This is a genomic window from Pseudomonas sp. 8Z, from assembly GCF_902506535.1.
GTDB lineage: Bacteria > Pseudomonadota > Gammaproteobacteria > Pseudomonadales > Pseudomonadaceae > Aquipseudomonas.
The window spans coordinates 1,358,939-1,384,310 of the sequence record NZ_LR733827.1 but is presented as its reverse complement, the minus strand read 5'-3'; the positions used below and the strand labels follow the sequence as shown (position 1 = coordinate 1,384,310).

20 protein-coding genes are annotated in these 25,372 nt (G+C 60.5%); 11 read left to right on the top strand and 9 right to left on the bottom strand.

Annotated elements, in window-relative coordinates; translation table 11 throughout:
• Window positions 1-116: 116 nt before the first annotated feature.
• From AERO9A_RS19250 to AERO9A_RS19240, 3 genes are all read left to right on the top strand, one after another.
• The gene (locus AERO9A_RS19250; RefSeq protein WP_159973517.1) at window positions 117-773 is read left to right on the top strand and encodes an OmpA family protein; all 657 of its coding nucleotides are present in this window, start codon (window positions 117-119) and stop codon (window positions 771-773) included.
• A 162-nt stretch (window positions 774-935) separates the two neighbouring features.
• The gene (locus tag AERO9A_RS19245; RefSeq protein WP_159973516.1) at window positions 936-4,646 is read left to right on the top strand and encodes a response regulator; all 3,711 of its coding nucleotides are present in this window, start codon (window positions 936-938) and stop codon (window positions 4,644-4,646) included.
• 45 nt (window positions 4,647-4,691) lie between these two features.
• Window positions 4,692-6,848: a bifunctional diguanylate cyclase/phosphodiesterase gene (locus AERO9A_RS19240; protein ID WP_159973515.1), complete on the top strand. Its 2,157-nt coding sequence runs from the start codon at window positions 4,692-4,694 to the stop codon at window positions 6,846-6,848.
• A gap of 19 nt (window positions 6,849-6,867) precedes the next feature.
• Here AERO9A_RS19240 and AERO9A_RS19235 read toward each other — a convergent pair whose 3' ends face one another.
• The 4 genes from AERO9A_RS19235 to AERO9A_RS22650 form a co-directional block, all read right to left on the bottom strand.
• Window positions 6,868-7,764, bottom strand: coding sequence for an acyltransferase (locus AERO9A_RS19235; RefSeq protein WP_159973514.1), 897 nt, complete (start codon window positions 7,762-7,764; stop codon window positions 6,868-6,870).
• Between the two features lie 264 nt (window positions 7,765-8,028).
• On the bottom strand, window positions 8,029-10,122 hold the full coding sequence (gene pta / locus AERO9A_RS19230; RefSeq protein ID WP_159973513.1) for a phosphate acetyltransferase: 2,094 nt from the start codon (window positions 10,120-10,122) through the stop codon (window positions 8,029-8,031).
• Between the two features lie 41 nt (window positions 10,123-10,163).
• Complete coding sequence (locus tag AERO9A_RS19225) at window positions 10,164-11,351, bottom strand: acetate kinase (RefSeq protein ID WP_159973512.1); 1,188 nt, start codon at window positions 11,349-11,351, stop codon at window positions 10,164-10,166.
• Window positions 11,352-11,645: a DUF3565 domain-containing protein gene (locus tag AERO9A_RS22650; protein ID WP_159973511.1), complete on the bottom strand. Its 294-nt coding sequence runs from the start codon at window positions 11,643-11,645 to the stop codon at window positions 11,352-11,354.
• Between the two features lie 11 nt (window positions 11,646-11,656).
• On the opposite strand from AERO9A_RS22650, the gene AERO9A_RS19215 reads away from it, so the two are divergent.
• The 3 genes from AERO9A_RS19215 to clpB all read left to right on the top strand — a co-directional run bounded on the left by AERO9A_RS19215 (window position 11,657) and on the right by clpB (window position 15,555).
• Window positions 11,657-12,142, top strand: a complete 486-nt coding sequence (locus AERO9A_RS19215; RefSeq protein WP_159973510.1) for a peptidylprolyl isomerase — start codon at window positions 11,657-11,659, stop codon at window positions 12,140-12,142.
• 141 nt (window positions 12,143-12,283) lie between these two features.
• Complete coding sequence (locus AERO9A_RS19210) at window positions 12,284-12,769, top strand: glutathione peroxidase (protein WP_159973509.1); 486 nt, start codon at window positions 12,284-12,286, stop codon at window positions 12,767-12,769.
• 221 nt (window positions 12,770-12,990) lie between these two features.
• A complete protein-coding gene (clpB, locus tag AERO9A_RS19205) occupies window positions 12,991-15,555 on the top strand; it encodes an ATP-dependent chaperone ClpB (RefSeq protein WP_159973508.1) in 2,565 nt (854 codons plus the stop codon).
• Window positions 15,556-15,747: 192 nt separating this feature from the next.
• Here clpB and dld read toward each other — a convergent pair whose 3' ends face one another.
• From dld to AERO9A_RS19190, 3 genes are all read right to left on the bottom strand, one after another.
• On the bottom strand, window positions 15,748-17,466 hold the full coding sequence (dld, locus tag AERO9A_RS19200; RefSeq protein WP_159973507.1) for a D-lactate dehydrogenase: 1,719 nt from the start codon (window positions 17,464-17,466) through the stop codon (window positions 15,748-15,750).
• Window positions 17,467-17,470: 4 nt separating this feature from the next.
• Window positions 17,471-18,610 carry an FMN-dependent L-lactate dehydrogenase LldD gene (lldD, locus tag AERO9A_RS19195; protein ID WP_159973506.1) on the bottom strand — a complete coding sequence of 380 codons (1,140 nt, stop codon included), beginning with the start codon at window positions 18,608-18,610 and terminating at the stop codon, window positions 17,471-17,473.
• Window positions 18,611-18,695: 85 nt separating this feature from the next.
• Complete coding sequence (locus tag AERO9A_RS19190) at window positions 18,696-20,390, bottom strand: L-lactate permease (protein WP_159973505.1); 1,695 nt, start codon at window positions 20,388-20,390, stop codon at window positions 18,696-18,698.
• Window positions 20,391-20,684: 294 nt separating this feature from the next.
• Between AERO9A_RS19190 and AERO9A_RS19185 the strand changes: the two genes are divergently transcribed.
• Complete coding sequence (locus tag AERO9A_RS19185; RefSeq protein WP_159973504.1) at window positions 20,685-21,452, top strand: FCD domain-containing protein; 768 nt, start codon at window positions 20,685-20,687, stop codon at window positions 21,450-21,452.
• A 23-nt stretch (window positions 21,453-21,475) separates the two neighbouring features.
• On the opposite strand, the gene smpB is transcribed toward AERO9A_RS19185, so the two are convergent.
• Complete coding sequence (smpB, locus tag AERO9A_RS19180; RefSeq protein WP_159973503.1) at window positions 21,476-21,958, bottom strand: SsrA-binding protein SmpB; 483 nt, start codon at window positions 21,956-21,958, stop codon at window positions 21,476-21,478.
• A gap of 134 nt (window positions 21,959-22,092) precedes the next feature.
• On the opposite strand from smpB, the gene AERO9A_RS19175 reads away from it, so the two are divergent.
• From AERO9A_RS19175 to AERO9A_RS19165, 3 genes are read left to right on the top strand one after another with little or no spacing between them, the layout of a single operon-like run.
• On the top strand, window positions 22,093-23,496 hold the full coding sequence (locus AERO9A_RS19175; RefSeq protein WP_159973502.1) for a sodium-dependent transporter: 1,404 nt from the start codon (window positions 22,093-22,095) through the stop codon (window positions 23,494-23,496).
• A complete protein-coding gene (locus AERO9A_RS19170) occupies window positions 23,493-23,927 on the top strand; it encodes a type II toxin-antitoxin system RatA family toxin (RefSeq protein ID WP_159973501.1) in 435 nt (144 codons plus the stop codon). Before AERO9A_RS19175 ends, AERO9A_RS19170 begins: the two co-directional genes overlap by 4 nt.
• Window positions 23,920-24,240: an RnfH family protein gene (locus AERO9A_RS19165; protein WP_159973500.1), complete on the top strand. Its 321-nt coding sequence runs from the start codon at window positions 23,920-23,922 to the stop codon at window positions 24,238-24,240. The genes AERO9A_RS19170 and AERO9A_RS19165 overlap by 8 nt, the downstream gene beginning before the upstream one ends.
• A gap of 67 nt (window positions 24,241-24,307) precedes the next feature.
• Here AERO9A_RS19165 and AERO9A_RS19160 read toward each other — a convergent pair whose 3' ends face one another.
• Entirely contained in the window at window positions 24,308-24,826 is a 519-nt protein-coding gene (locus tag AERO9A_RS19160) for an outer membrane protein assembly factor BamE (RefSeq protein WP_159973499.1), read from the bottom strand.
• Between the two features lie 94 nt (window positions 24,827-24,920).
• Here AERO9A_RS19160 and fur point away from each other — a divergent pair, with 94 nt between their 5' ends.
• On the top strand, window positions 24,921-25,325 hold the full coding sequence (gene fur, locus AERO9A_RS19155; protein WP_159973498.1) for a ferric iron uptake transcriptional regulator: 405 nt from the start codon (window positions 24,921-24,923) through the stop codon (window positions 25,323-25,325).
• Window positions 25,326-25,372: the final 47 nt, after the last annotated feature.

Below are 25,372 nucleotides of genomic sequence, written 5' to 3'. Positions count from 1 at the left end.
AGCAGTCAGTTTGCTTTACCTGCATGGGCTAGACTTATTGGGAACTTCGAGCTTCAGTCTTGGCTCGAAGTCATCGGCTTATTGCCTGAAATCCCAAGCATTTTAAGGACATTCCCATGAAGATCTGGCGTAATCTGGCTGCAGCAACTGCAGTCATGGCCGTGCTGGTCGGCTGCACCACCAACCCCTACACCGGTGAAAGTCAGGCGGGCAAAGCCGGTATCTATGGTGGTATCGGCGCAGCGACTGGAGCCGTGATAGGGGCCGCCACCTCGAGTAAGAAGGATCGCGCCAAAGGCGCCTTGATTGGTGCTGCCGTCGGTGGCGCTGCCGGTGGCGGATATGGCTATTACGTCGACACTCAGGAAGCCAAATTGCGCCAGACCTTGCAAGGCACAGGCGTGCAGGTTCAGCGCAACGGTAATGATCTGAAGTTGATCATGCCTGGCAATATCACCTTCGCCAGCAATTCGGCGGATATTTCCAGCAGCTTCTACCCGACGCTCAACTCGCTGGTGTTGGTGTTCAAGGAGTTCGACAAGAACGGCGTGAACATCGTTGGTCATACCGATAGCACCGGCTCGCAAGCGCTCAATGAAAGCTTGTCGCAGCGTCGTGCTCAGAGTGTTGCTGATTACCTGAGCGGCAACGGGGTTCCTGCCCAACGTATTTCAGCTTATGGCGCTGCCTCCAGCCAGCCTATCGCCAGTAATGCCACGGACGCTGGCCGTGCGCAGAATCGCCGCGTCGAAATCAACTTGCGCCCACTCTGAGCCTTGCTCAAGCCTCCGTAACTCGGAGGCTTTCCAGCCGTCTGTCGTATCTCTTCTGGCAAAAGGCCAGTCATCGAAAACCTGACTAGACTACCCGTAGTGGTTTTGTGACGTTCGTGCACGATTGCTGCGCGATGGTTTTGGATGACCGAGGGACGATGAATGGACGACCGCGTAGTCCAGCCCCCCAAACCTTGGCTGCCCGTTGCGGTGGCGCTTGCGCTCATGTTGATCTTGGGTGGGTTGTTGTTCTGGCAGAGCCAGGCTGCTTATCAGCGCCTGATCGAGGATCGCCAGCACCGTTTTCAGCTTGAGGCCAGTGATATTGGCTTGCGTGTTCTAGCGCGAATGCAGGCCTATGAGATGGTGCTGCGTGGCGTATCCGGGCTGATGGTTGGCAGCAATGAGCTCTCGCCTGCTGAGTGGGATCGGGCGCTCGATCAGTTGCAATTGCAGGATCGTTATCCCGGTATTCAGGCCGTTGCTTGGTCTCGTTATATCCGTGCCAGCGAGTTCGAGACGTTTCGCGACGAGATGCAGGCGCGCCATCTTGCGGGCTTTCAGTTGTTTCCCGAGGATGCCCACCCACCCCACCTGTTTGTCGGTTACATCAGTCCATTGGACTGGCGTAACCGCCGTGCGCTTGGTTTCGACATGCTCAGTGAGAGCGTACGCAAAGCCACCATTGAACGGGCCATCGAGACGGGAGACGCCAGCCTTAGCCCTCCGGTTGTGCTGCGCCAGGAAACCGAGGTGAATCCCCAGCATGGGCTATTACTCTTTTTGCCTGTGTTTCGCGCTGGGATGCCGTTAAATACGGTCGAGCAACGCCGCGATGCTCTGATTGGCATGGTACATGGCGCCTTTCGCAGTAATGACTTGATCGACGGGATTCTTGGCCAGCAGAACCGCAAGTTCGAGGTCTCTCTACGGGATTTGCAGTCAGTCGACAGCCCTTTGCTGAACATGGGGCGAGCCAGCGGCTCCGCTTCGCCATTGTTCGTCAGCTATCAGGAGCTTTCGCTCTATGGTCGAACATGGGGGCTGGATGTGGTGGGTACGCTTGAGTATGAGCATGCCGCGTTGAGCCAGGACGTTAGTTCGGTCAACCTTTGGGTTGGGCTGCTGGCTAGTTTCTTGTTGGCCTTGATGGTTGGTGGGTACATCTTTCAGCGTGCGCGCAAGCAGCATGCAAGCCAGCTTGTAACCGAGGCGTTGCAGGAGCGCGAGGAGCGCTTCCGAATGTTGATCGAGCGTTTGCCGGTGGCGACCCTGCTGTGCAACGACGCCGGACGTATCGAAATCGCCAATCGCAGTGCGGCGGAATTGCTTGATTGCCCCGTGCAGGGCCTGATTGGGGAATCGGTGCAGCGCGTGCTGCCGGGTGTCGAGTCAGCCAGTGACTTGCACCAGTTGAGTGAAACTGAGGAACGAGTGGTTCGCACCCTGCGCGGTGACAGCATTCCCGTCACGCTCAGTATTAGCAGTCTGCATGAGGGCAATGGCTGCCTGCTCAACCTGGTCGATCTGCGCGCGCGCAAGGTCGCTGAAGAGCGCTTTCGTCTGGTGGTTGAGGCCTCGCCTAATGCCATTGTGTTGGTCGATGGCTTGGGGCGGATCGCCATGGTCAACCGCCAGACCGAGCAGATGTTCGGTTACGAGCGTCAGGCTCTGCTGGGTGAACCGGTCGAGCTGCTTTTGCCGAGCGCGCAGCGTGGCAGCCACGTCGGGCTACGTCGGGGGTATCAGGCCATGCCCGAGCCGCGGCGTATGGGCGGCAACCGCGAACTGTTCGGCCAGCACCGCGATGGGCGCATGATCCCATTGGAGGTGGGCCTTTCGCCCATTCGTAGTGGCGATGAAAACTTGGTGCAGGCGGTGATCATCGACATCAGCGAGCGCAAGGCTGCCGAGCAGAAATTGCGTGAGCAGGCTGAGCAACTGTTGCTCGCCAATCGCTATAAATCGGAATTTCTCGCCAACATGTCGCATGAGTTGCGTACGCCGCTCAACAGCATTCTTATCCTCAGCGACCAATTGCGGCAAAACCTGGCTGGCAACCTAACGGAAAAGCAAACCAAGCATGCCGACATCGTGCACCGGGCTGGCAGCGATCTGCTGCAGTTGATCAACGATGTGCTTGACCTGTCCAAGGTCGAGTCTGGACGTGTGCAGCTCAAGCTGGAGCCGGTCAATATTCAGGATGTGCTAATCGAGTTGGATGCCAGTCTGCGGCCTATGGCTGAACTCAAGGGGTTGCGTTTGCACACCCAATTGGAGGCAGGTACGCCGAGGGTGGTGCACACCGATCGTGTGCGTTTGCACCAGATCTTGCGCAACTTGCTATCCAATGCCTTGAAATTTACTGACCAGGGCGAGGTTACGCTCACCGTCGGATGCCAGGAAAAGCTCGAAGATGGACGCGAGCTGCTGTGCTTCAGTGTTCGTGATACCGGTATCGGTATCGATCCGTCTCAGCATGAACTGGTGTTCCAAGCCTTCCAGCAGATTGATGGCTCTACCAGTCGCCGTTTCGGTGGTACTGGCCTGGGGTTGGCCATTACGCGTCAACTGGTGTTGGCGCTCGATGGCGATATCAGTTTGCAAAGCCTGCCGGGGCAGGGTGCGACGTTCACTGTTCGACTACCGGTGCAGACCGTGCCGAACGTCGCCGATGCCCCTGTTGAGGGCCCGCTCAGGGCTGGTGAGGGGCCGCCGTTATTGATCGTCGAGGACGATATCAACTTTGCGGCAGTGATGACTGAAGAGGCTCACGCTCATGGTTTCTCCAGTGTTCACTGCCGCACCGGGCTGCAGGCTCTGGGACTGCTGCAGCATGAGGCCTTCAATGCCGTGATTCTCGACATTTTGCTGCCGGATATCAGCGGCTGGCAGTTGTTCAGACGTTTGCGTTCGCAGCCCAGCCATCGCCATACGCCGGTGCACATCATTTCTTGCGTGCCTGAGCCCGCGGGCTGGAACGACGATGGTACGCGCTATCTGGTCAAGCCTATTGGCCGCGATGAGCTGGAGCAGGTATTTCTCGAACTGCAGCACGAGCAGCGGGCTGATAAGCGCCTGTTGTTGGTGGAGGACGTTGAGGTTGAGCGTGAGCACTATCGTGAGGAGCTTGCACGCTTGGGCTTCGAGGTCATGGCTTGTGCGAGTGCCGAAGAGGCTTGCACGGCTTATGCGCAGGGGGATTTCTGCGCACTGGTGATTGACCTGGATTTGCCCGAGCAGGATGGTTTCGTCTTGCTTGAGCGCCTCAGTCATATCCGTACGCTGCAGGGCACGCGAGTGGTCATCAACACCGGGGTGGATGTCACTCAGCAGGCCCGGCAGCTTCTGCGCCGCTACAGTGCCGTGGTCGTTCGCAAAGAGGGTGGCGATACCGAGGCCTTGTGTCGAGCGGTGCAAGGCTTTCTCGGCGATGTGCATGCACCAGGTCGTAACGACGTGCACAACGTCTTGCACGGTCAGCGCATCCTGCTGGTAGACGACGATATACGCAATGTATATGCCCTGACGGCCTTGCTTGACGAGGCGGGTATGCGTGTCAGTTCGGCAAAGGATGGCCTTGAAGCCATCGCCGCTTTTCAGCGTGAGCCCTTCGATCTGATTTTGATGGATATGGCTATGCCAAATATGGACGGCTACACCGCGACGCGCTTGCTCAAGCAAGAGCACGGCTGCGCTATCCCGATCATCGCTCTAACGGCCCATGCCATGAAGGGCGATCGCGAGAAATGCATTACCGCGGGGGCTGATGACTACATGGCCAAACCGGTCATGCGTGATGAACTGCTGGCGCTGATGGAGCGCTGGTTAGGTATGCCGCCCGCAGCAGCAGGCAACGATGATCTAACCTGAATGCAGAGGCCGCCCGTATAAGGGCAGAGGGATAGAGGAGCGATAATGGCCCAGGCGCAAAGCAAGACCTCCGCCGTAGCCGCCAAGCAAATTCTGCTGGTGGTCGATGATCGTGCTGAAAATCTAGAAGCCATGCAGGCGTTGCTGGAGGACGGCGATTGGCAGTTGCGTTGTGCCAATTCCGGCGAGGAGGCGCTGCGTTGCCTGCTGGAAGAGGATGTTGGGCTGGTGTTGTTGGATGTGCAGATGCCGGGCATGGACGGATTCGAGGTGGCGCGGCTGATGCGTGGCAATCCACGTACACGGCTGACGCCGATCATCTTCGTTTCGGCGATCGCCCAGACGCATGATGCTGTGTTGCGTGGCTACAGCACTGGCGCGGTGGATTTTGTACTCAAACCGTTCGACTCGTCGGTGTTGCGCCATAAGATTCAAAGTCTGCTTGAGCATGAGCGCGATCGCAGTGAGCTGCAGTATCTCGCCCATCAACTCGATCGTGCGCGGGCCTTCAACGCCTCGGTGTTGGCCAATGCGGCTGAAGGCATTCTGGTGGTTGCAGAAGACGGTGTCATTCAGTTCGCCAACCCTGCCATGGCGCGAATGCTTGAGGGCGAGGTTGCCGATCTGGAAGGCTCCCAGTTGTTGTCGTTTCTCAAGGAGCCAGTGTTCGAGGGCGGCTGGCAGCAGTCGGAGTTTTATCAGCACTTCAAGCGCGCAGAGACTTACCGAATACACGAAGCCGCGTTGCGCACGTTCAAGGGTGGTTGTTTGCCGGTGGCGTTGTCCAGCTCACCGCTGCCGCGCCAGCAGCAGGCCATGGTGGTCATTGCGTTGGATATGTCCGTCGTGCGTAACCTGCATGCTCAGCTTGAGTCGCAGGCGGTTACCGATTCGCTGACCGGCCTGCTCAATCGGCGTGGCTTTCATCAGGCATTGGAATCGGCACTGGCGCGCATTGAACGCAATGGTCAGCGCCTGGCCGTGTTGTATCTGGATTTGGACGGTTTCAAGCGCATCAACGATTCCCTCGGCCACGATTTTGGCGATCAGTTGCTGCGTCGAGTGGGGGAGCAGCTCAAAGCCTGTTTGCGCCCCTACGACAGCCTGGCGCGCATCGGAGGCGATGAATTTACTGCCTTGCTGGACAATCTCGGTCACCCGGAGGATGCCGCCAAGATTGCCGAGAAACTCATCGAGCTGATTTCGATACGGCATAACCTCGACGGCGTTGACTTCACCTTGGGGGCCAGCGTCGGGATCGCCTGTTTCCCCGAGTGCGGGCAGAGTGTCGAAGGCTTGTTGCGGGCCGCTGACATGGCCATGTACGAGGCCAAACGGGCCGGGCGGCAGCAATATCGCTTCTTCTCGCCGGAGATGAATGGCCGTGCGCGCTCACGGCTGATGCTCGAAGAGAGCTTGCGTCACGCCATCGAAAATGATGATTTCGTCTTGGTTTACCAGCCACAGGTGTATCTCGGCAGTGGGCGTCTGCGTGGGTTTGAGGCATTGCTGCGTTGGCAGCACAAGGTGGCCGGCATGGTGGCGCCTAATGTGTTCATTCCTCTGCTTGAAGAAACACGCCTGATCAATCGCCTGGGCGAGTGGATTTTCCGCGAGGGGGCGGGGCAATTGCTGGATTTTCGGGCTCAGTTTGGCCCCGACGTGGTGTTGAGTCTGAACGTCAGCCCGGTGCAGTTCGGAATGCCGCAACTGGTGCCGGATCTGCAGCGCGTGCTAGAGCACTTTGGCCTGAAACCTAGCCAGTTGGAGGTTGAGGTTACCGAGAGTGCATTGATGCAGGATCTACAACTGACGCAGTCACAGTTGCGCCACCTGCGTGAACTTGGAGTGAAGGTCGCCATCGATGATTTTGGAACGGGTTATTCGTCGCTGGCCTACTTGCGCCATTTCGAACTCGACACCCTGAAGATAGATCGGCTGTTTATCGCCAATATGCTCGATTCGCCACGCGATGCCGCTGTGGTCAGCACCATCATCGATCTGGGCCATCATCTGGGCCTGGAGGTTATCGCCGAGGGTGTTGAAACCCAGGCCCAGCGCGAATGGCTGACTCAGCATCAGTGCTCGGTGATGCAGGGCTTTCTGGTCGCGCCGGGCATTGCTGCACAGGAGGCCCTGCAGGTACCGACGGTGCTGGACTGGAACGGCCTGCCATTGCCGAGGTCCGGCAAGTCGACCTGATACCTGAGCCTTGAGTGGCTTAGGCGCTGCGCTGCATGGCTTGCAGCTCGGCATCCTTGTCTTGCCAGAGCTGGTTGACCCAGGCCTGAAATGCCTGTTTGTAGGCCTCGTCCTGGTCGTAGTTACGACCGATGAAGTCTCTCGGGATATCCACCTGCTTGAAGCGCATCTGCACCGCATCTAGTCGGCCGCAGAGCAGATCCCAAAAGCCGGGGATGCCATGCGGGTAGTGGATGGTGACATTGACGATGCTATGCAACTGTTCGCCCATGGCATCGAGGACGAAGGCAATGCCGCCAGCCTTGGGCTTGAGCAGATGCTTGAAAGGCGATTGTTGTTGCGCATGCTTGGCGGCTGTCAGACGGGTGCCTTCCAGAAAGTTGAATACCGCGACCGGATTGGTCTTGTAGCGGGCGCAAGCCTTGCGCGTGGTGGCCAGATCCTGCCCGCGTTTCTCCGGGTACTTGGCCAGGTACTCCTTGCTGAAGCGCTTCATGAACGGAAATTCCAGCGCCCACCAGCACAGGCCGATCACCGGCACCCAGATCAGCTCCTGCTTGAGGAAGAATTTCAGCAATGGCATGCGTCGATTCAATTGGTACTGCAGCACGAGGATGTCCACCCAGCTCTGGTGGTTGCTGGTGACCAGATAGGAGTGCCGGGTATCGAAGCGTTCGAGCCCCTGTACGTCCCATTCGATGCGGCCGACCAGGCGCATCCAGAATTTGTTGAAGCCAATCCAGCTCTCGGCGATGCCATGCATGAGAAAGCGCAGTGCGCGCTGAATCGGTGCGAATGGCAGTAAGAGTTTGAGCAGGGCGATGGTGAACAGTGGCCAGCACCAAAATAGCGTATTGAGTGCCAGCATCAGGCTTGCGAACAGGCCGCGCAGCGGGGCAGGCAGGAAGTGCAGCATCGGACGAACATCTCCAGGGAGGTGGCGCGCCCAGGCGTTCTGAGGCCCGTGGCGCTTTGAGGTGCTGCGGCAGTCCCTGCTGCAAGCTGTTTCGGGCGCCAAGGTTAACGGTTGTGCACTGACCTGCAAGTGCCAGTATTGACCAAATAGTTTCAGCGATTGCCACCTGACGAATGCTTGATGCCGCGCCTCAGGCGGTCTTGCGCCAGATACCAGAGTCGATTGCCAGCCGACGCCAGGTTGCAGGCGTCGGCCGGTTTGGCTTCAGGCCGGCAGGTTGGCGGCCTGGATTGCCGTCAGGGCGATGGTGTAGACGATATCGTCGACCAGGGCGCCGCGTGACAGGTCGTTCACCGGTTTGCGCAGACCTTGCAGCATCGGGCCGACGCTGATGCAGTCGGCACTGCGCTGTACGGCTTTGTAGGTGGTGTTACCGGTATTCAGGTCGGGGAACACGAACACCGTGGCGCGTCCGGCCACCGGGCTGTTGGGCGCCTTCTGCCTGCCGACGCTCTCGATCGCGGCCGCGTCATATTGCAGTGGGCCGTCGAGCGGCAGATCCGGGTTCTTCCCTCGGGCAATACGGGTGGCGGCGCGGACCTTCTCCACTTCCTCGCCGCTGCCGGAGTCGCCAGTGGAATAGCTGAGCATGGCCACGCGCGGCGCGATTCCGAAAGCCTGAGCGGATGCCGCGCTTTGCAGAGCAATCTCGGCCAGTTGTTCGGCGTCAGGGTCTGGGTTCACCGCGCAATCGCCGTAGACCAGCACTTGATCTGGCAGCAGCATGAAGAACACCGACGACACCAGGTTGTAACCTGGTGCGGTCTTGATCAACTGCAGCGCCGGGCGAATGGTGTTGGCAGTGGTGTGGACGGCGCCGGACACCAGGCCATCCACCTCGTCCAGGGCGAGCATCATGGTGCCCAGGACCACGGTGTCTTCCAGTTGCGCTTCGGCCATCGGGGCGTTGAGGCCCTTGCCTTTGCGTAGTTCAACCATCGGTTCGACGTAGCGCCCGCGAATCAGATCTGGGTCGAGAATTTCCAGCCCCGGCGGTAATTCGATGCCTTGTGCACGCGCCACCGCATGCACATCGTCCGGCTTGGCCAGCAGTATGCAGCGGGCGATACCACGGGCCTGGCAGATGGCGGCGGCCTGTACGGTGCGTGGTTCGCTGCCCTCGGGCAAGACGATGCGCTTGGCGGCGGCTTTGGCCCGTTGCACCAACTGATAACGGAACGCCGGTGGTGATAGGCGCAGTTCACGTGGCGTGTCGCAGCGGTTGGCCAACCAGTCATGGTCGATGTGCCCAGCAACGAAATCGGAGACCTTCTGCGCACGCTCGCGGTCATCCACCGGGATTTCCTTGTTCATCCGGTTGAGGTTGGTGGCGGTGTCGTAGGAGCCGGTGCTTACCGTCATTACAGGCAGGCCGCTGGCTAGGGCGCCTTGGCACAGTTCCATGATGCGTGGGTCGGGGGCGAAATCGCTGCACAGCAGCAGGCCGGCCAGGGGCACGCCATTCATCGCCGCCAGGCTGGCGGAGAGGATGATGTCGTCACGGTCACCGGGTGTTACCACCAGTGTGCCGGGCTTGAGCAACTGCACGCTGTTGGCCACGGCGCGGGCGCACAGCACGATCTTGTTCATGCGCCGTTGTTCGTAGTCGCCGGCATTGAGGATGCGCGCACCGAGCAGTTCGGCGATGTCCTTGGTGCGGGGCGCGTTCAGCTCGTCGCGCCAGGGAATGCAACCGAGCAGGCGAAAGTCACCGCTCTTGAGCAGCGGCGACAGCTCGCCCAGGCGTTCGGTGAAGGCGGCGATACCGTCTTCGCTGCGCACCTTGTTGAGGATCACGCCGAGCACTTTGGGGTCTTTCGGCCCACCGAATTGCTGGGCCTGGATATCGATGCGATCCGACAGCTCGTTCAGGCTCTCGTCTTCCGGCGCGCTGACCAGAATCACGTCGGCATCCAGGCTCTTGGCCAGGTGGAAGTTGACCCGCGCGGCATAGCTGGCATGGCGAGTGGGCACCATGCCTTCGACGATGACGACGTCCTTGTCGGCGGCGGCTTGCTGGTAGAGGCTGATGATTTCCTCCAGCAATTCATCCAGTTGCCCGTCGCCGAGCATGCGTTCGACGTGGTTTAGCGACAGCGGCTTAGGCGAGTGCAAACCATGGGTGCGGGCGATCAGCTCGCTGGAGCGCTCAGGCCCGAGATCGCCAGCATGCGGTTGAGCGATGGGTTTGAAGAACCCGACCTTCAGGCCGCTACGCTCCAGTGCGCCGACCAGGCCCAGGCTGATTGAGGTCAGGCCGACACCGAAACCGGTGGGGGCGATGAAAAAGGTATGCATGGTGTCTCCCAGTTGGCGGCGTGCGCGGCACGCGCCGGTAGTCAGATGTCGAGCAAGCCCAGGGTGTCGAGGGCAATCTGCCGTTCTTCGTTGGTCGGTACGACCAGCACGCGTAGGTGACCTGCGGCGTTAATGGCACCTGCAACACCACGTATGCAGCGGGCATTGGCCTCTGCGTCGAGTTTCAGGCCGAGCAGACCGAGGTGGTCGAGGGTCTTGCTGCGAATCAGTGCCGAGTTTTCGCCGATGCCGCCAGTGAATATCAGGCCATCCAACTGCCGCAGGGCGCAGCTCATTGCCGCCAGCGATTTGGCCAGGCGGTAGCAGAACACTTCGATGGCCAGGGTGGCGCCGACATGCCCTTGCTCGCGCGCCTGTTCCAGTGTCCGCATGTCATTGGACAGACCGGACAGACCGAGCAAGCCGCTGTCTTTGTTGAGCATGGCGTCGATCTGCTCCAGGTTCCAGCCCAGGGTGCGGGCCAGGTGGCTGTGCAGGTTGGGGTCGACGTCACCGCTGCGCGTGCCCATGACCAAGCCTTCCAGTGGCGTCAGGCCCATGCTGGTGTCACGGCTGTGGCCGTTTTCTACGGCGCAGGTGGAGCTGCCATTGCCCAGGTGCGCCACCAGCCAACTGCTGGCCTCGACCGCCAGGCCACTCATCTGCGCTGCTTTATGGCTGACATAGCGATGGCTGGTGCCGTGGAACCCATAGCGGCGCACTCCGTGCTCGCGGTACAGTGCCTGCGGTACGGCGTAACGGTAGGCATGTTCGGGCAGGCTTTGGTGGAAGGCCGTATCGAACACGGCAACGTGTACCAGATCAGGGAACAGCTTCATCGCGGCCTCAATGCCCTGCAGGTTGGCGGGGTTGTGCAGGGGCGCCAAGGGGGCGATCTGGTGAATGGCTTGCAGACTGGCTGCATCCAGGCGACAGGCCCCGGAGAAGTGCTCGCCGCCATGCACTACGCGGTGGCCGATGCCATGCAGTTCCCCCGCTGCTGCCTGCTGCACGATCGGCAGCAGGTGCGCCAGCGCCTGGCGGTGGTCGGCATCTGGCAGCGCCAGGCTGTCGCGGTGTGCCTGCTGCTGCCAGTGCAGCACGGCTTCCGGGCTGCCTAGGCGTTCGGCCAGGCCGCTGAGGAGAAAGCTGTCTTGCGCTTCATTGACCAGGGCGAACTTGATCGAGGAACTGCCGCAGTTGATTACCAGGATATTGCGTGCCGGCATTTAGGCTTCCTTGTTGTCTTGAGTCTGGCGGTCATCATTGCCCTGTTTGCACCAGCCACAGGCGAAGTGGCTACCGAGTTTGGCCTGGCGTTGTCTGGCGTCGAGCACCCAGGGGCGATTCTGCCAGGGTGGCTGATGCCTGAGGTGCTGAGTATGACCGCAGGATAAGACTGCCACCCAATCGTCGTGTTCGTCCTGACGAAAATCAATGAGCCGTGCTGCCCGTTTATCCGCGCTTGGGTCGCAATCATGGCCAGCCTTGGTTAGACTTGACCGTTCATTTCTCTTTCGCAAAAGGTCTCCCCATGCTGATCGCCGCTAACAAGGCCGTCTCCATCGACTATACCCTGACCAACGATGCCGGCGAGGTGATCGACAGCTCCGCTGGCGGCGCGCCGCTGGTGTACCTGCATGGCGCTGGTAACATCATCGTCGGCCTGGAGAAAGCGCTGGTCGGCAAGCAGGCTGGTGACGAACTTGAAGTCGCCGTCGAACCCGAAGAAGCCTATGGTGAATACAGCGCTGAGCTGGTTGCCACTCTGAGCCGCGCCATGTTCGAAGGCGTCGACACCCTGGAAGTCGGCATGCAGTTCCACGCATCGGGCCCGGATGGCAGCATGCAGATCGTCACCATCCGCGATATCGACGGCGACGATGTGACCGTAGACGGCAACCACCCGCTGGCTGGCCAGCGCCTGAACTTCAAGGTCAAAGTGGTCAACGTGCGTGATGCCAGCCAGGAAGAAGTGGCCCACGGCCACATCCATGGCGAAGGTGGTCATCACCACTGATTGAGGCGAGGCGACTTGCGGTCGTTCTTTTCGAGCGAACCGCTGCTAAGCTCAATCATGCGATTAAGGCGCCCCAGGGCGCCTTTTTCATGCATTGCAACTGGCAGGGCGGCTTTGGCCTTGCTTTAGAGGAGGTTCGTCATGAGTGCCTTTCACGATCTCAATTTGCGTGCGCTGGACGGCCAGGAACTGCCGTTAGCGCCCTACAAAGGGCAAGTGGTGCTGGTGGTCAATGTCGCGTCGAAATGCGGCCTAACGCCTCAGTACGCTGGCCTGGAAAAGCTTTACCAGCAGTACAAGGGCAACGGCTTTACCGTACTGGGTGTGCCGTGCAACCAGTTCGCCGGCCAGGAACCGGGCAGTGAGGATGAGATCCGCTCGTTCTGCAGCCTCAACTATGGCGTTACCTTCCCCCTGGGAAGCAAGTTGGAGGTCAATGGCCCAGGTCGCCATCCTCTTTATCGTTTGCTGGCCGGTGAGGGTGCTGAGTTTCCGGGCGACATCACCTGGAACTTCGAGAAGTTTCTGGTCGGCCAGGACGGTCGCGTGCTGGCGCGTTTCTCCCCGCGCACCACGCCGGATGATCCGGCCGTGATCCAGGCTATCGAAAAGGCCCTCGGGCTCTGAATGCCGACAGCAGAGCCGCATCAAGACTCTGCTGCCATGGCTCCGACAGGCCCCACCCAAGCAGCAAGTGCTTGCCGGACCTGGGGCCATAGCCAGGCTTGACTTGGATCAAGTCGCGCTATCTTGAATACGGCGTAATCGTCCTTATCTAGTCTGCATCTCGGCGAGCTTCTTTTTTCGGGGAAGTTGTCCCGGCTCGCCATTCAGGAGGAAGGACATTTATGCGTATCGATCGTTTGACCAGCAAACTGCAACTTGCGCTCTCCGACGCCCAATCTCTGGCCGTGGGTATGGATCACGCCGCCATCGAACCGCTGCACCTGATGCAGGCATTGCTCGAACAGCAGGGCGGTTCTATCAAACCCCTGCTGATGCAGGTTGGCTTCGATATCAACAGCCTGCGTCAGGGCATGACTCGCGAGCTGGATCAGCTCGGCAAATTGCAGAACCCCACCGGCGACATCAATCTGTCGCAGGATCTGGCGCGCCTGCTCAACCAGGCCGACCGTCTGGCGCAGCAGAAGGGCGACCAGTTCATTTCCAGCGAACTGGTGCTGCTCGCCGCCATGGACGAGAACACCAAACTGGGCAAGCTGCTGCTCGGCCAGGGCGTATCCAGGAAAGCCCTGGAGAATGCCATCGCCAACCTGCGCGGCGGACAGGCAGTGAATGACCCCAACGTCGAGGAGTCGCGCCAGGCGCTGGACAAGTACACCGTCGACCTGACCAAGCGTGCTGAAGAAGGCAAGCTCGACCCGGTGATTGGCCGTGATGACGAGATTCGCCGCACCATCCAGGTGCTGCAGCGCCGCACCAAGAACAACCCGGTGCTGATCGGCGAGCCAGGCGTGGGCAAGACCGCCATCGCCGAGGGCCTGGCCCAGCGCATTATCAATGGCGAGGTACCTGATGGCCTCAAGGATAAGCGTCTGCTGTCGCTGGACATGGGCTCGCTGATCGCCGGCGCCAAGTTCCGTGGCGAGTTCGAGGAGCGCCTGAAGGCCGTGCTCAACGAGCTGTCCAAGCAGGAAGGGCGCATCATCCTGTTCATCGACGAGTTGCACACCATGGTCGGCGCCGGCAAGGGCGAAGGTGCCATGGACGCCGGCAACATGCTCAAACCGGCCCTGGCCCGTGGCGAGCTGCACTGCGTCGGCGCCACCACGCTGGACGAGTACCGCCAATTCATCGAGAAGGACGCCGCTCTGGAGCGCCGCTTCCAGAAGGTGCTGGTGGACGAGCCGAGCGAGGAAGACACCATCGCCATCCTGCGTGGCCTGAAAGAGCGCTACGAAGTGCACCACGGCGTGACCATCACCGACGGTGCGATCATCGCTGCAGCCAAACTCAGCCACCGCTACATCACCGACCGCCAGTTGCCGGACAAGGCTATCGACCTGATCGACGAGGCGGCCAGCCGCATCCGCATGGAGATCGATTCCAAGCCGGAAGAGCTCGATCGCCTGGATCGCCGGTTGATCCAGCTCAAGATCGAGCGCGAGGCATTGAAGAAGGAAGACGACGAGGCGACCAAGAAGCGCCTGGTCAAGCTGGAAGAAGACATCGCCAAGCTGGAGAAGGAATACGCCGACCTCGACGAAATCTGGAAGTCGGAAAAGGCCGAAGTGCAGGGTTCGGCGCAGATCCAACAACGCATCGAACAGGCCAAGACCGAGCTGGAAGCCGCGCGGCGCAAGGGTGATTTGAACCGTATGGCCGAGCTGCAGTACGGCATCATCCCCGATCTGGAGCGCAGCCTGCAGATGGTCGACCAGCACGGCAAGAGTGAGAACCAGTTGCTGCGCAACAAGGTCACCGACGAGGAAATCGCCGAGGTCGTCTCCAAGTGGACGGGCATCCCGGTGAGCAAGATGCTCGAAGGCGAGCGCGAGAAGCTGCTGAAGATGGAAGGCCTGCTGCATCAGCGCGTAATCGGTCAGGACGAGGCGGTAGTCGCCGTGGCCAACGCCGTGCGCCGCTCGCGTGCCGGGCTGGCTGATCCGAACCGGCCCAGCGGTTCGTTCCTCTTCCTCGGCCCGACCGGCGTGGGCAAGACCGAGCTGTGCAAGGCGCTGGCCGAGTTCCTCTTCGACACCGAAGAGGCGCTGGTACGCATCGATATGTCCGAATTCATGGAGAAGCACAGCGTTGCCCGCCTGATCGGTGCACCGCCCGGCTACGTCGGTTACGAGGAAGGTGGCTACCTGACCGAAGCCGTACGCCGTAAACCTTATTCGGTGGTGCTGATGGACGAGGTGGAGAAGGCGCACCCGGATGTGTTCAACGTGCTGTTGCAGGTACTGGAGGATGGCCGCCTGACCGACAGCCATGGCCGCACCGTGGACTTCAAGAACACCGTGATCGTCATGACCTCCAACCTCGGTTCGGCGCAGATTCAGGAACTGGTCGGCGACAAGGAAGCGCAGCGCGCAGCGGTAATGGATGCGGTGAGCAGCCACTTCCGCCCCGAGTTCATCAACCGTATCGACGAGGTGGTGGTGTTCGAACCGCTAGGCCGCGCGCAGATTGCCGGCATTGCCGAGATCCAGCTCCAGCGCCTGCGTGGCCGTCTGGCCGAGCGTGAGCTGAGCTTGGAACTGACGCCGGAGGCGCTCGACAAGCTGATCGCTGTTGGCTACGACCCGGTGTACGGGGCGCGACCGCTCAAGCGTGCGATCCAGCGCTGGATCGAGAACCCGCTGGCACAGCGCATCCTGGCTGGCGACTTCGCACCCGGTGCGCAGGTCAAGGCCAAGGCGGAGGGCGACGAGATCGTCTTTGCCTGATCGCTTGCTGCGTAAACACCAAGGCCCGCCAAATTGGCGGGCCTTTGCTTTTGTAGCCCGGATGAAAACCGGGAAATGGGCGTCAGGTATCCCCGGATTGCATCCGGGCTACGGTGCAGCGGAACCATTGTGGGAGGGGCTTCAGTCGCGACCGTCGCCGCTGAAGCGCCTCTCACATCCGTAATAGCGGCCTTAGCAGCAACCACCCCAATGCTTCTTCTTCGAGGTATGGCCGATGCCAGGGTTGAAGGTATTGGTCGGGTCGAGTTCGCGGTAGAAGCCAGCCAGCTCCGGCTTGGCCACGTAAAGGTGGCCGACATTGTGCTCGGCCGGATACTCGGCACGGCGCTCATCCAGCAGTTTCCACATGGCATGCTCCATCGCGATGGGGTCATTGCCCTTTCTGACGATGTAGTCCTGGTGGAACACATGGCAGAAGAAGTGTCCGTAGTAGAGCTTGTGGATGATGCGTTCTTGCATCTCCTGCGGCAGCGTTTCGACCCAGTCGCGGTCGTTGCGGCGTAGGGCGATGTCTAGGGCGAGGATGTCCTCGACGCGGCTGCGGTGCGCCTCGCGGTAGCGAATCGCAGCACCCGCGATGGCGAAGCGATGCAGGAAGGCCTTGCGCCCCTCCTCGGCGTCGCACTCGAAATAAGCACCGCTGGCGGTGCTGTTGAAGTAGCCGTGGAGGAACGCGCGGGTCTGCTCCAGGGTGTCGTTGGAGACCCGCACCAGCAGGTGATGCTCGAAGCGGTCGCGGTACTCACGCATACGCGTCGGCAGGTGGCTGGGCAGCATGTTCATTAGCGCCTGGATCACCTTGTCGGTCACCCCGCGCAGGCCGAAGCGCTCGAAGAAACCGTCGACCCGGCTCTTCATGGCAAAAGCCGCCGGCACCTTGGCGGTGCCGAATTTGTCGATCACCAGAAAGGTGTCCTTGCCGTATTTCTCGCCGATATCGAAGGCTGTGCGGTGGATGTATTCCCCGGCAATCGGCAGGCGTGGCAGCTTGGCCAGCAGGTGGCGGCGCACTTCGGTGAGGTCGTGCGGGTCGTTGCTGCCGATGTAGAACACCGTGCTCGGCTCTTTCGCGAAGGTGTCCAGACGCACGGCGAACAGGCACAGCTTGCCGGCCGAACCGGAAGCTTCGAACAAGCGCGACGGGTCGGCGTTGAAGCGCGCCGGGGTGTCGGCATCGACATCGCGGACGTGTTCGCCGTAGCGGGCATCGGAGGCCTTGGCGGTGTCCTCGTTGCGCACCTGCTGCGGCGTGTAGTCGCCGTTCTGCAGGCGGGTAAGAATTTCCTCCGGGGTGTTGCCCAGCTCGATCCCCAGGTGATTGACCAACTGCAGCGAGCCGTCGTCCTTCACCTGCGCATACAGCGCCAGTTCGGTGTAGGCCGGGCCACGGCGCACCAGCGCGCCGCCGGAGTTGTTGCAGATGCCGCCGAGCACCGAGGCGCCGATGCAGGACGAGCCAATCACCGAATGCGGTTCGCGGTTCAGCGGTGCCAGCGCCTGTTCCAGGCGATCCAGGGTGGCGCCGGGCAGGCACACCACCTGCTGGCCATCGTTGATCAGTTGCACGCCGGTGATGCGCAGGGTGCTGATCAGCACGATCTCGCGGTCGTAGTCGGCGCCGTCGGGGGTGGAGCCACCGGTCAGGCCGGTATTGGCTGCCTGCATGATGACGATGCGGTCGGCCGCCACGGCTGCTTGCAGAATGCGCCATTGTTCCAGCAAGGAGCCTGGGCGTACCACCGCCAGTACATTGCCTTCGCCTGTGCGGTGCCCCTTGCGAAAGCGCCGTGTGGCTTGCTCGTCGGTCAGCACATGGCTGCTGCCGACGATCTGGCGCATCTGCGCCAGTAGGGCGTCACGGGTAACGGGCGTGGCGACTGCAGCATTCATGACATCAACGCTCCTTAACTAGCAGATCCGAGGTGATTTCGGCGATGGACTTGGCGCCGGTCAGCACCATGGCCACGCGCATTTCCTTCTCGATCAGCTCCAGCAGGTTGCTTACGCCCGCGCCACCGGCAGCGGCCAGGGCGTAGACGAAGGCGCGGCCAAGCAGCACGGTGTCGGCACCGAGGGCGAGCATCCGCACCACATCCAGGCCGGTGCGGATGCCGGAGTCGGCGAGGATTTTCAACTCACCTTTTACCGCGTCGGCAATGGCCGGTAGCGCACGAGCGCTGGATAGCACACCGTCGAGCTGACGCCCGCCGTGGTTGGAGACGATGATGCCGTCGGCACCAAAGCTCACCGCATCGCGGGCGTCTTGCGGGTCGAGGATGCCCTTGATGACCATAGGGCCGTCCCAGAAATCACGAATCCATTGCAGATCCTTCCAGGAGATCGAGGGGTCGAAGTTGGCGCCCAGCCAGCCGATGTAGTCGGCGAGGCCAGTGGGGTTGCCCCGGTAAGCGGAGATGTTGCCCAGGTCGTGCGGCTTGCCCAGCAGGCCGACATCCCAGGCCCACTGCGGGTGGGTCATGGCCTGCAGCATGCGGCGCAGTGGCGCGTTCGGGCCGCTCATGCCGGAGTGGGCGTCACGGTAGCGCGCGCCGGGCACGGGCATGTCGACGGTGAACACCAGTGTGGAGCAGCCGGCAGCCTTGGCCCGCTCCAGGGCATTTTTCATAAAGCCGCGATCTTTCAGCACGTAGAGCTGGAACCACATCGGCCGATTGATCGCTGGTGCTACTTCTTCGATGGGGCAGACCGAGACGGTGGACAGGGTAAAAGGAATGCCTTTGGCGGCAGCGGCCTTGGCTGCCTGCACTTCGCCACGGCGGGCGAACATGCCGGTCAGACCGACCGGCGCCAGGCCCACGGGCATCGACATCCTCTCGCCGAACAGCTCGGTGGACAGATCCAGCTCAGACATGTTCTTCAGCACGCGCTGGCGCAATTCGATGTCCGACAGGTCGGCGACGTTGCGGCGCAGGGTGTGCTCGGCATAAGCGCCGCCGTCGACGTAATGGAACAGGAAGGGTGGCAGCTTGCGCTGGGCCGCGGCGCGATAGTCGGTAGAGGCAGAAATGATCATGGGCTCAATCCTGTTACTAAAAAAGAGGAAGCGTAGCCTGACGACTTACGCCCCGGCATGGCCGGGGCGTAAGCGAGGGTAAGACTCAGCGCCCCACCAGTGGGTCGCTGACGCCTAGAACATAGATCGCGAACATCGCGATGATGCCGGTGAACAGCACGTAATACAGCGTCGGCCAGATGGTCTTGCGCAGCGTACTGCCTTCGCGACCGAGCAGGCCGACGGTAGCCGAAGCCGCTACCACGTTGTGAATCGCTACCATATTGCCGGCGGCAGCGCCCACGGCCTGGACGGCGACGATCAGCGCGCTGGAAATACCCAGGCTGCTGGCGACGCCGAACTGGAACTGGCTGAACATCATGTTGCTGACGGTGTTGGAACCGGCGATGAAGGCGCCCAGGGCGCCGATGCTCGGTGCTAGCAGCGGATAGATGCCGCCAACGCTGTCGGCCACCCAGCGCGCCATGAGGATTGGCATGCTGGCCAGCTCGGCGCCGTTGACCCCGGAGTTGATCAGGATACGCACCATCGGCACGGTGAACAGCAGCACGAAACCGGCGCTGAGCAGCACGCTGGAGGATTCTTTCACCGCTTTGCCCAGGTCACGCGCTTTCATGCCGTGCAGGAAGAAGGTGGCCAGCACCACGACGACCAGGATGCCACCGGGCAGGTACAGCGGCTGGAAGTTGGCGCTGACGCCAGCTTCGCCGAGCAGGTCAGGGAAGTTCACCACCACGGCCTTTAGCGCGTTGCCCATCTGCGGGAATACGCGGCTGATGACCAGCAATGCGCCAACCAGCACATAGGGCAGCCAGGCACGCAGTGCGCTCATCGGTTTGGCGGTCAGCTCGTCCAGCTTCATCTCGACGCTGCCCAGCCATTCGCTCGGCCACTGGTCTGCTGGGGCGAAGTCCCAGGTCTTCTTCGGTACTAGGAAACCGACGCGCGCGGCGCTGGTAACGATGGCCAGACCGATCAGACCGCCCAGCAGGGATGGGAATTCCGGGCCGAGCAACACGCCGGTGAAGACGTACGGCACGACGAAGGCCAGGCCGGCGAAGATCGCAAACGGCAGTGCTGCCAGGCCAGCCTTCCAGCTTTTTTCTTCGCCGAAGAAGCGAGTCAGCATCATTGCCATGATGGTCGGCATGACCACGCCGACGGTGGCGTGGATGACTGCTACCTCACTGGTGATCAGTTGCAGGAATTGCGCCCAGGACGAACCTTGCTCCACCAGGTGCTGACCGATTGTGGCGGTATCGAGGCCGGTGTTGACGCCAACGATGATCGGCGTGCCGACCGCACCGAAGGATACCGGCGTGCTCTGCACCAGCATGCCCATCAGTACGGCGGCCATGGCCGGGAAACCGATGGCTACCAACAGCGGTGCGGCAATAGCGGCAGGTGTACCGAAGCCTGATGCTCCCTCGATGAAGCAGCCGAACAGCCAGGCAATGATGATCGCCTGGATACGGCGATCCGGGGTGATGGTGGCGAACCCGGCGCGAATCGCGGTGATGCCACCGGAGTGCTTGAGGGTGTTCAGCAGCAGGATGGCGCCGAAGATGATCCACAACAGGCCGAGGGTGATCAGCAAGCCTTGCAGGGTGGAGGCCAGCACGCGATTGAGGCTCATGTCCCAGGCGAACAGGCCGACGGCAGCGGTAACCAGGTAGACCAGCGGCATGGCGTGTTTGGCTGGCCAGCGCAGGCCGATCAGCAGGACTGCGGCAAGCAGAATCGGCGAGAACGCCAGCAAGGCGAGAATTCCGTTGGACATTGCGAGTTACTCCGCACGAGCGCGCGTTAGGCGCGGCAGGGATGAGGCGTTATCGAACAGGCTTGCAGCGACATGGGCTGTCATGGCGTGACCTCGATGGATTGTTGTTCTTGTTGGTTAAATTGGTAAGACCAATTTACAGAATTACGGGGTCAGGTTAAAAGTCGGCCAATTTTCTGTCAAATAGAGGCGCTAATACTTTGGTCTTAGGGTGGTGGCTTGTTCGCCAGGTGGCTGCGCTATAGGCTTGCGCGACTGGGCCTCTGGGCCTGCTCAACGCACTGGAGAGGCACAATGGAAGTAGGGCCGGTGCGGCAGCGTCGTCTATCGGATGACATCGTCGCGCAACTGGAAACCATGATTCTCGAAGGCACCTTGCGCGCCGGTGAGAGGCTGCCTGCCGAACGCGTCTTGGCTGAGCAGTTCGGGGTTTCACGCCCTTCGCTGCGTGAGGCGATCCAGAAACTGGTGGCCAAAGGGTTGCTGGTCAGCCGTCAGGGCGGTGGCAACTATGTTGCTGAGTCGCTGGGTTCGACCTTCAGCGATCCGCTGCTGCAGCTTTTGGAAAATAAAGTGGATGCCCAGCGTGATCTGCTGGAGTTTCGTCACACGCTGGAGGGCTCCTGCGCCTATTACGCTGCCAGGCGTGCCACCGACATCGACCGGCAACGCCTGACCGAAGCCTTCGAAGCGCTGCAGGATTGCTATAACCGCAAGGGTAAGGTCACCCGTGCCGAGGAGGGCGCTGCCGACGCCAGCTTCCACCTAGCGATTGCCGAGGCCAGCCACAACGCAGTGCTGTTGCACACCATTCGTGGTCTATTCGATCTGCTCAAACGCAACGTGGTGACCAATATCGGCGGCATGTATGCCCAGCGCGAGGAAACGCGCGACATGCTGATCGACCAGCACCGGGCGCTATACGAGGCGATCATCGAAGGCCGTGCTGAAGACGCACGCGACCTGTCGAATCGGCATATCGACTATGTGCAGGAAGTGCTCTCGGAAGTGCAACTCGAAGCTCAGCGAGTGGCGCGCGCGCAGAGGCGGTTGGGGATGTAAGGCGTGCAGCTTGAAGCTGCTTCCTAGTCTTCCTTGCCTTTGGTACGCATGGCGCGCTGGACTTCGCGGTTGGCATCGCGCTCTTTCTCGACGTGACGCTTGTCGAAATCCTTCTTGCCCTTGGCCAGGGCAATTTCGCACTTGACTAGGTGCTGCTTCCAGTACAGCGACAGCGCTACGGCGGTGTAGCCCTTTTGCTGCACGGCACCAAACAGCTTCTCCAGCTCACGCCGGTTTAGCAGCAGTTTGCGGGTGCGGGTTGGGTCGGCGATGACGTGAGTGCTGGCGGTTTTCAGTGGGCTGATGTGAGCCCCCATCAACCAGGCCTCGTCGTTTTTTAGGAGCACGTAGCTGTCGACCAGTTGCGCTTTACCGGCGCGCAGGCTCTTTACTTCCCAGCCGGCCAACGCGAGGCCCGCCTCGAACTTCTGTTCGACGAAGTAATCGTGCAGCGCCTTTTTGTTTAGCGCGATGGTGCCTTGAGGGTGTTTCTTTTGTTTAGCCATAGGGCGCGCATTATAGGGAGTCGCCCGCGCCTGCGCTACGGGGCTCGTGGCGCAGATTGCAGGCTTGCGCTTGAGCCGCCCTGATGAATCTTCGACAATGCGCGATCTTTTTTCGCGGTATGGATGCGGTCTTCATGGCGAACGACAAAGTCTCGATCCACGGTGCCTGGGCCAGTCGCTGGGTGTTCATTCTGGCGGCAACCGGTTCGGCGGTCGGGCTCGGTAACATCTGGAAGTTCCCCTACATGACCGGGATGTACGGTGGTGGCGCCTTCGTGGTGATGTACCTGTTCTGCATCGCTTTGGTCGGCCTGCCGATCATGTTGGCTGAAACGCTGATTGGTCGTCGTGGCCGACAGAGCTCGGTCAATACTATGCGCAGCCTGGCGCTTGAGGCTGGGGCCTCGAAGCATTGGTCGATCGCCGCATTGATGGGCATGATCGCGGCGTTGCTGGTGCTGTCGTTCTATAGCGTGGTGGCAGGGTGGGCGCTGGATTACATCCTGAGCATGGGCCGTGGTGACTTTGCCGGTATCGACGCCGCCGGTGCTGGTGCTGCTTTTGGCAGTCTGACCGACGATCCCTGGCGTCTAACCTTGTGGCACAGCCTGTTTATGCTGCTTACCGCCGTGGTTATCGGCAAAGGCGTGGTGGCTGGTTTGGAGCGCAGTCTGCGCGTCATGATGCCGCTGCTGTTCGTGCTGCTGCTGGTGCTGCTGGGCTACAGCTTTACCACCGGGCATTTCCAGGAAGGCTTCAATTTCCTCTTCCATTTCGATCCGAGCAAGGTGCAGGACGGCATTCTCGCAGCGATGGGACATGCCTTCTTCACCCTGAGTGTCGGTGTCGGGGCGATCATGGTCTACGGCGCTTATATGCCGAAAAAAGCTTCGATTGGCGCCACCGTGCTGGCCGTCGGCCTGCTTGATACGCTGGTTGCGCTGACGGCCGGTATGGCGCTGTTTCCTATCGTGTTCGCGGCGGGGCTGGAGCCAGGAGGTGGCCCCGGCTTGATGTTTGTCACGCTGCCAATCGCTTTTGGCAATGTAGCGTTCGGTCAGGTGATGGGGCTGATCTTTTTCGTGCTGGTCGCCGTGGCGGCCTGGAGTTCGTCGATCTCCATGCTTGAGCCCGCTGTGGCGTACTTCGTCGAAAAAACGGGACGTAGCCGCGCTAAAGTTACCGCTGTGCTGGCTCTGCTGTGCTGGTTGGTGGGTATGGGGACTGTGCTGTCGTTCAATCTCTGGGCGCAGGCCAAGTTTTTTGTCTTTGCTGAGGATGGCTTCCATCTACTGCAGTGGGGCGCCGAGGGCGGTAAGACGTTCTTCGACAGCATTGATTACCTGACCAGTCGTATCTTGTTGCCGCTCGGCGGCCTGGCGTTCGCTTTGTTCGCTGGCTGGATGCTAGGGCGTGAGGCTGTTCGCGATGAGCTGGCGATGCGCAGTCCGCATTTGTTCAAGCTGACCTTATGGCTTATGCGAGTCGTGGCGCCAGTTGGTGTGTTGATCGTATTTATCGCGGAGTTGATTAAATGACCACGCGCATTCAGCGTTCGGCTTTATTGCCCTATCCAGCGCAGGCTCTGTTTGATCTGGTCAATGATGTGGCCAGTTATCCGCAGTTTTTGCCTTGGTGCTCTGACAGTCAGGTGCTTGAAGTCAGCGAAACGCGGATGCGCGCTAGCCTTACAGTCGCCAAAGGTAGCATCAGTCAGCGTTTTGTTACCTGCAACGAACTGGTGCCGGGTCAGCGTATCGAGATGAATCTGGAAGAGGGACCGTTTACCAGTCTCAATGGTGTCTGGGAGTTCAAGGCATTGGGCGAGAAGGCCTGCAAGATCAGCCTTGATCTGACCTTCGACTATGCCGGGCCGCTGGTACGTGCAACGCTCGGGCCTTTGTTCAATCAGGCCGCCAACACTCTGGTGGATGCCTTCTGTCAGCGAGCCAAGCAACTCCATGGATAATCGCAGTATCGCCATCGAAGTGGTTTACGCCTTGGCCGATAAGCAGCGCCTGCTGCGTGTGTCGGTTCCACAGGGCACCACGATGCGCGAGGCGGTGCGCTTGTCCGGCATGCAGCAGTATTTTCCCGGTGCCGATCTGAGTCAGGCACCGTTGGGCATCTTCGGTAAAGCCGTGCCCAAGCCTGAAGAGCGCGTGCTGGAAGAGGGCGAGCGTGTGGAAATCTATCGACCGCTGATCGCCGACCCTAAAGAGGTGCGTAAGCAGCGTGCAGCGAAAGCCAAGGCCAGAGATGATGGAGCTGAGTCGAGCTGACGATGCATCGGCTGGATATGAAAAAGCCCGGAGTCGCGTCCGGGCTTTTTATTTGTGTTGCGGGTTATTACTGCGGGTCAGTTTCTAGTGGTTCCGGTACCGGCACCGGTACGGTTTTCACCTGATCTACCTCGCGCTGAATCTGCTCCAGCAGCGAACCGGGCGCGGCAGGTTTATCGTCCTGCGGCTTGGCCTGTTGTTGCGTATTGGTGGTGTCGCTGCCTTCGCCCATGATCGCCTGATCACGGCTCACGCCTGGCATGAAGTCGCCGGCCAGGCCGATCAGTTGATCGTTGCTGCCGAACACCAGACTCACCCGTTCCTGATGGCGCTGGCCGCCTCCGGGTTGGATGCTGTAGAGGTAGTCCCAGCGATCTGCGTGGAAGGTATCGGTAATAAGCGGGTTACCCATGATAAACCGCACTTGGCGACGGGTCATTCCCGGGCGTAGCTGGTCTATCATGTCCTGAGTCACGACATTGCCCTGTTGAATGTCGATCTTGTAAACCCCGGGGAATGAACAACCGGCGAGTGCGAAGAGCCCGGTCAGTGACAGGCTGGTCAGCAAGAGCTTGGTTTTTTGCATCGGAGGGTGACTTCCACTATCTTGGGCAACTTGAACCCCGGATCATACCCGTATTAAGGGAAGCTGCGAAGCAGCCCCTATGAGAAAGCAGACCATGGTTGAAAATAACGAACTGCGCAAAGCTGGACTGAAGGTGACCCTGCCGCGGGTCAAAATCCTGCAGATGCTTGATAACGCCGAGCATCGCCATATGAGCGCCGAAGATGTTTATAAGGCGCTGATGGAGGCGGGCGAGGATGTCGGCCTGGCGACCGTCTACCGGGTACTGACCCAGTTCGAGGCTGCTGGCCTCGTGGTTCGTCACAACTTCGATGGCGGCCATGCTGTCTTCGAACTGGCTGACAGTGGCCACCATGACCACATGGTCTGTGTCGATACCGGTGAGGTGATCGAGTTCTTCGATACCGAGATCGAGAAGCGCCAGAAGGAAATCGTCCGAGAGCACGGTTTCGAGCTGGTCGATCACAATTTGGTGCTGTACGTGCGCAAGAAGAGTTGATCTTTGTGCTGTACGAAAGAGGCGACCTATGGGTCGCCTCTTTCGTT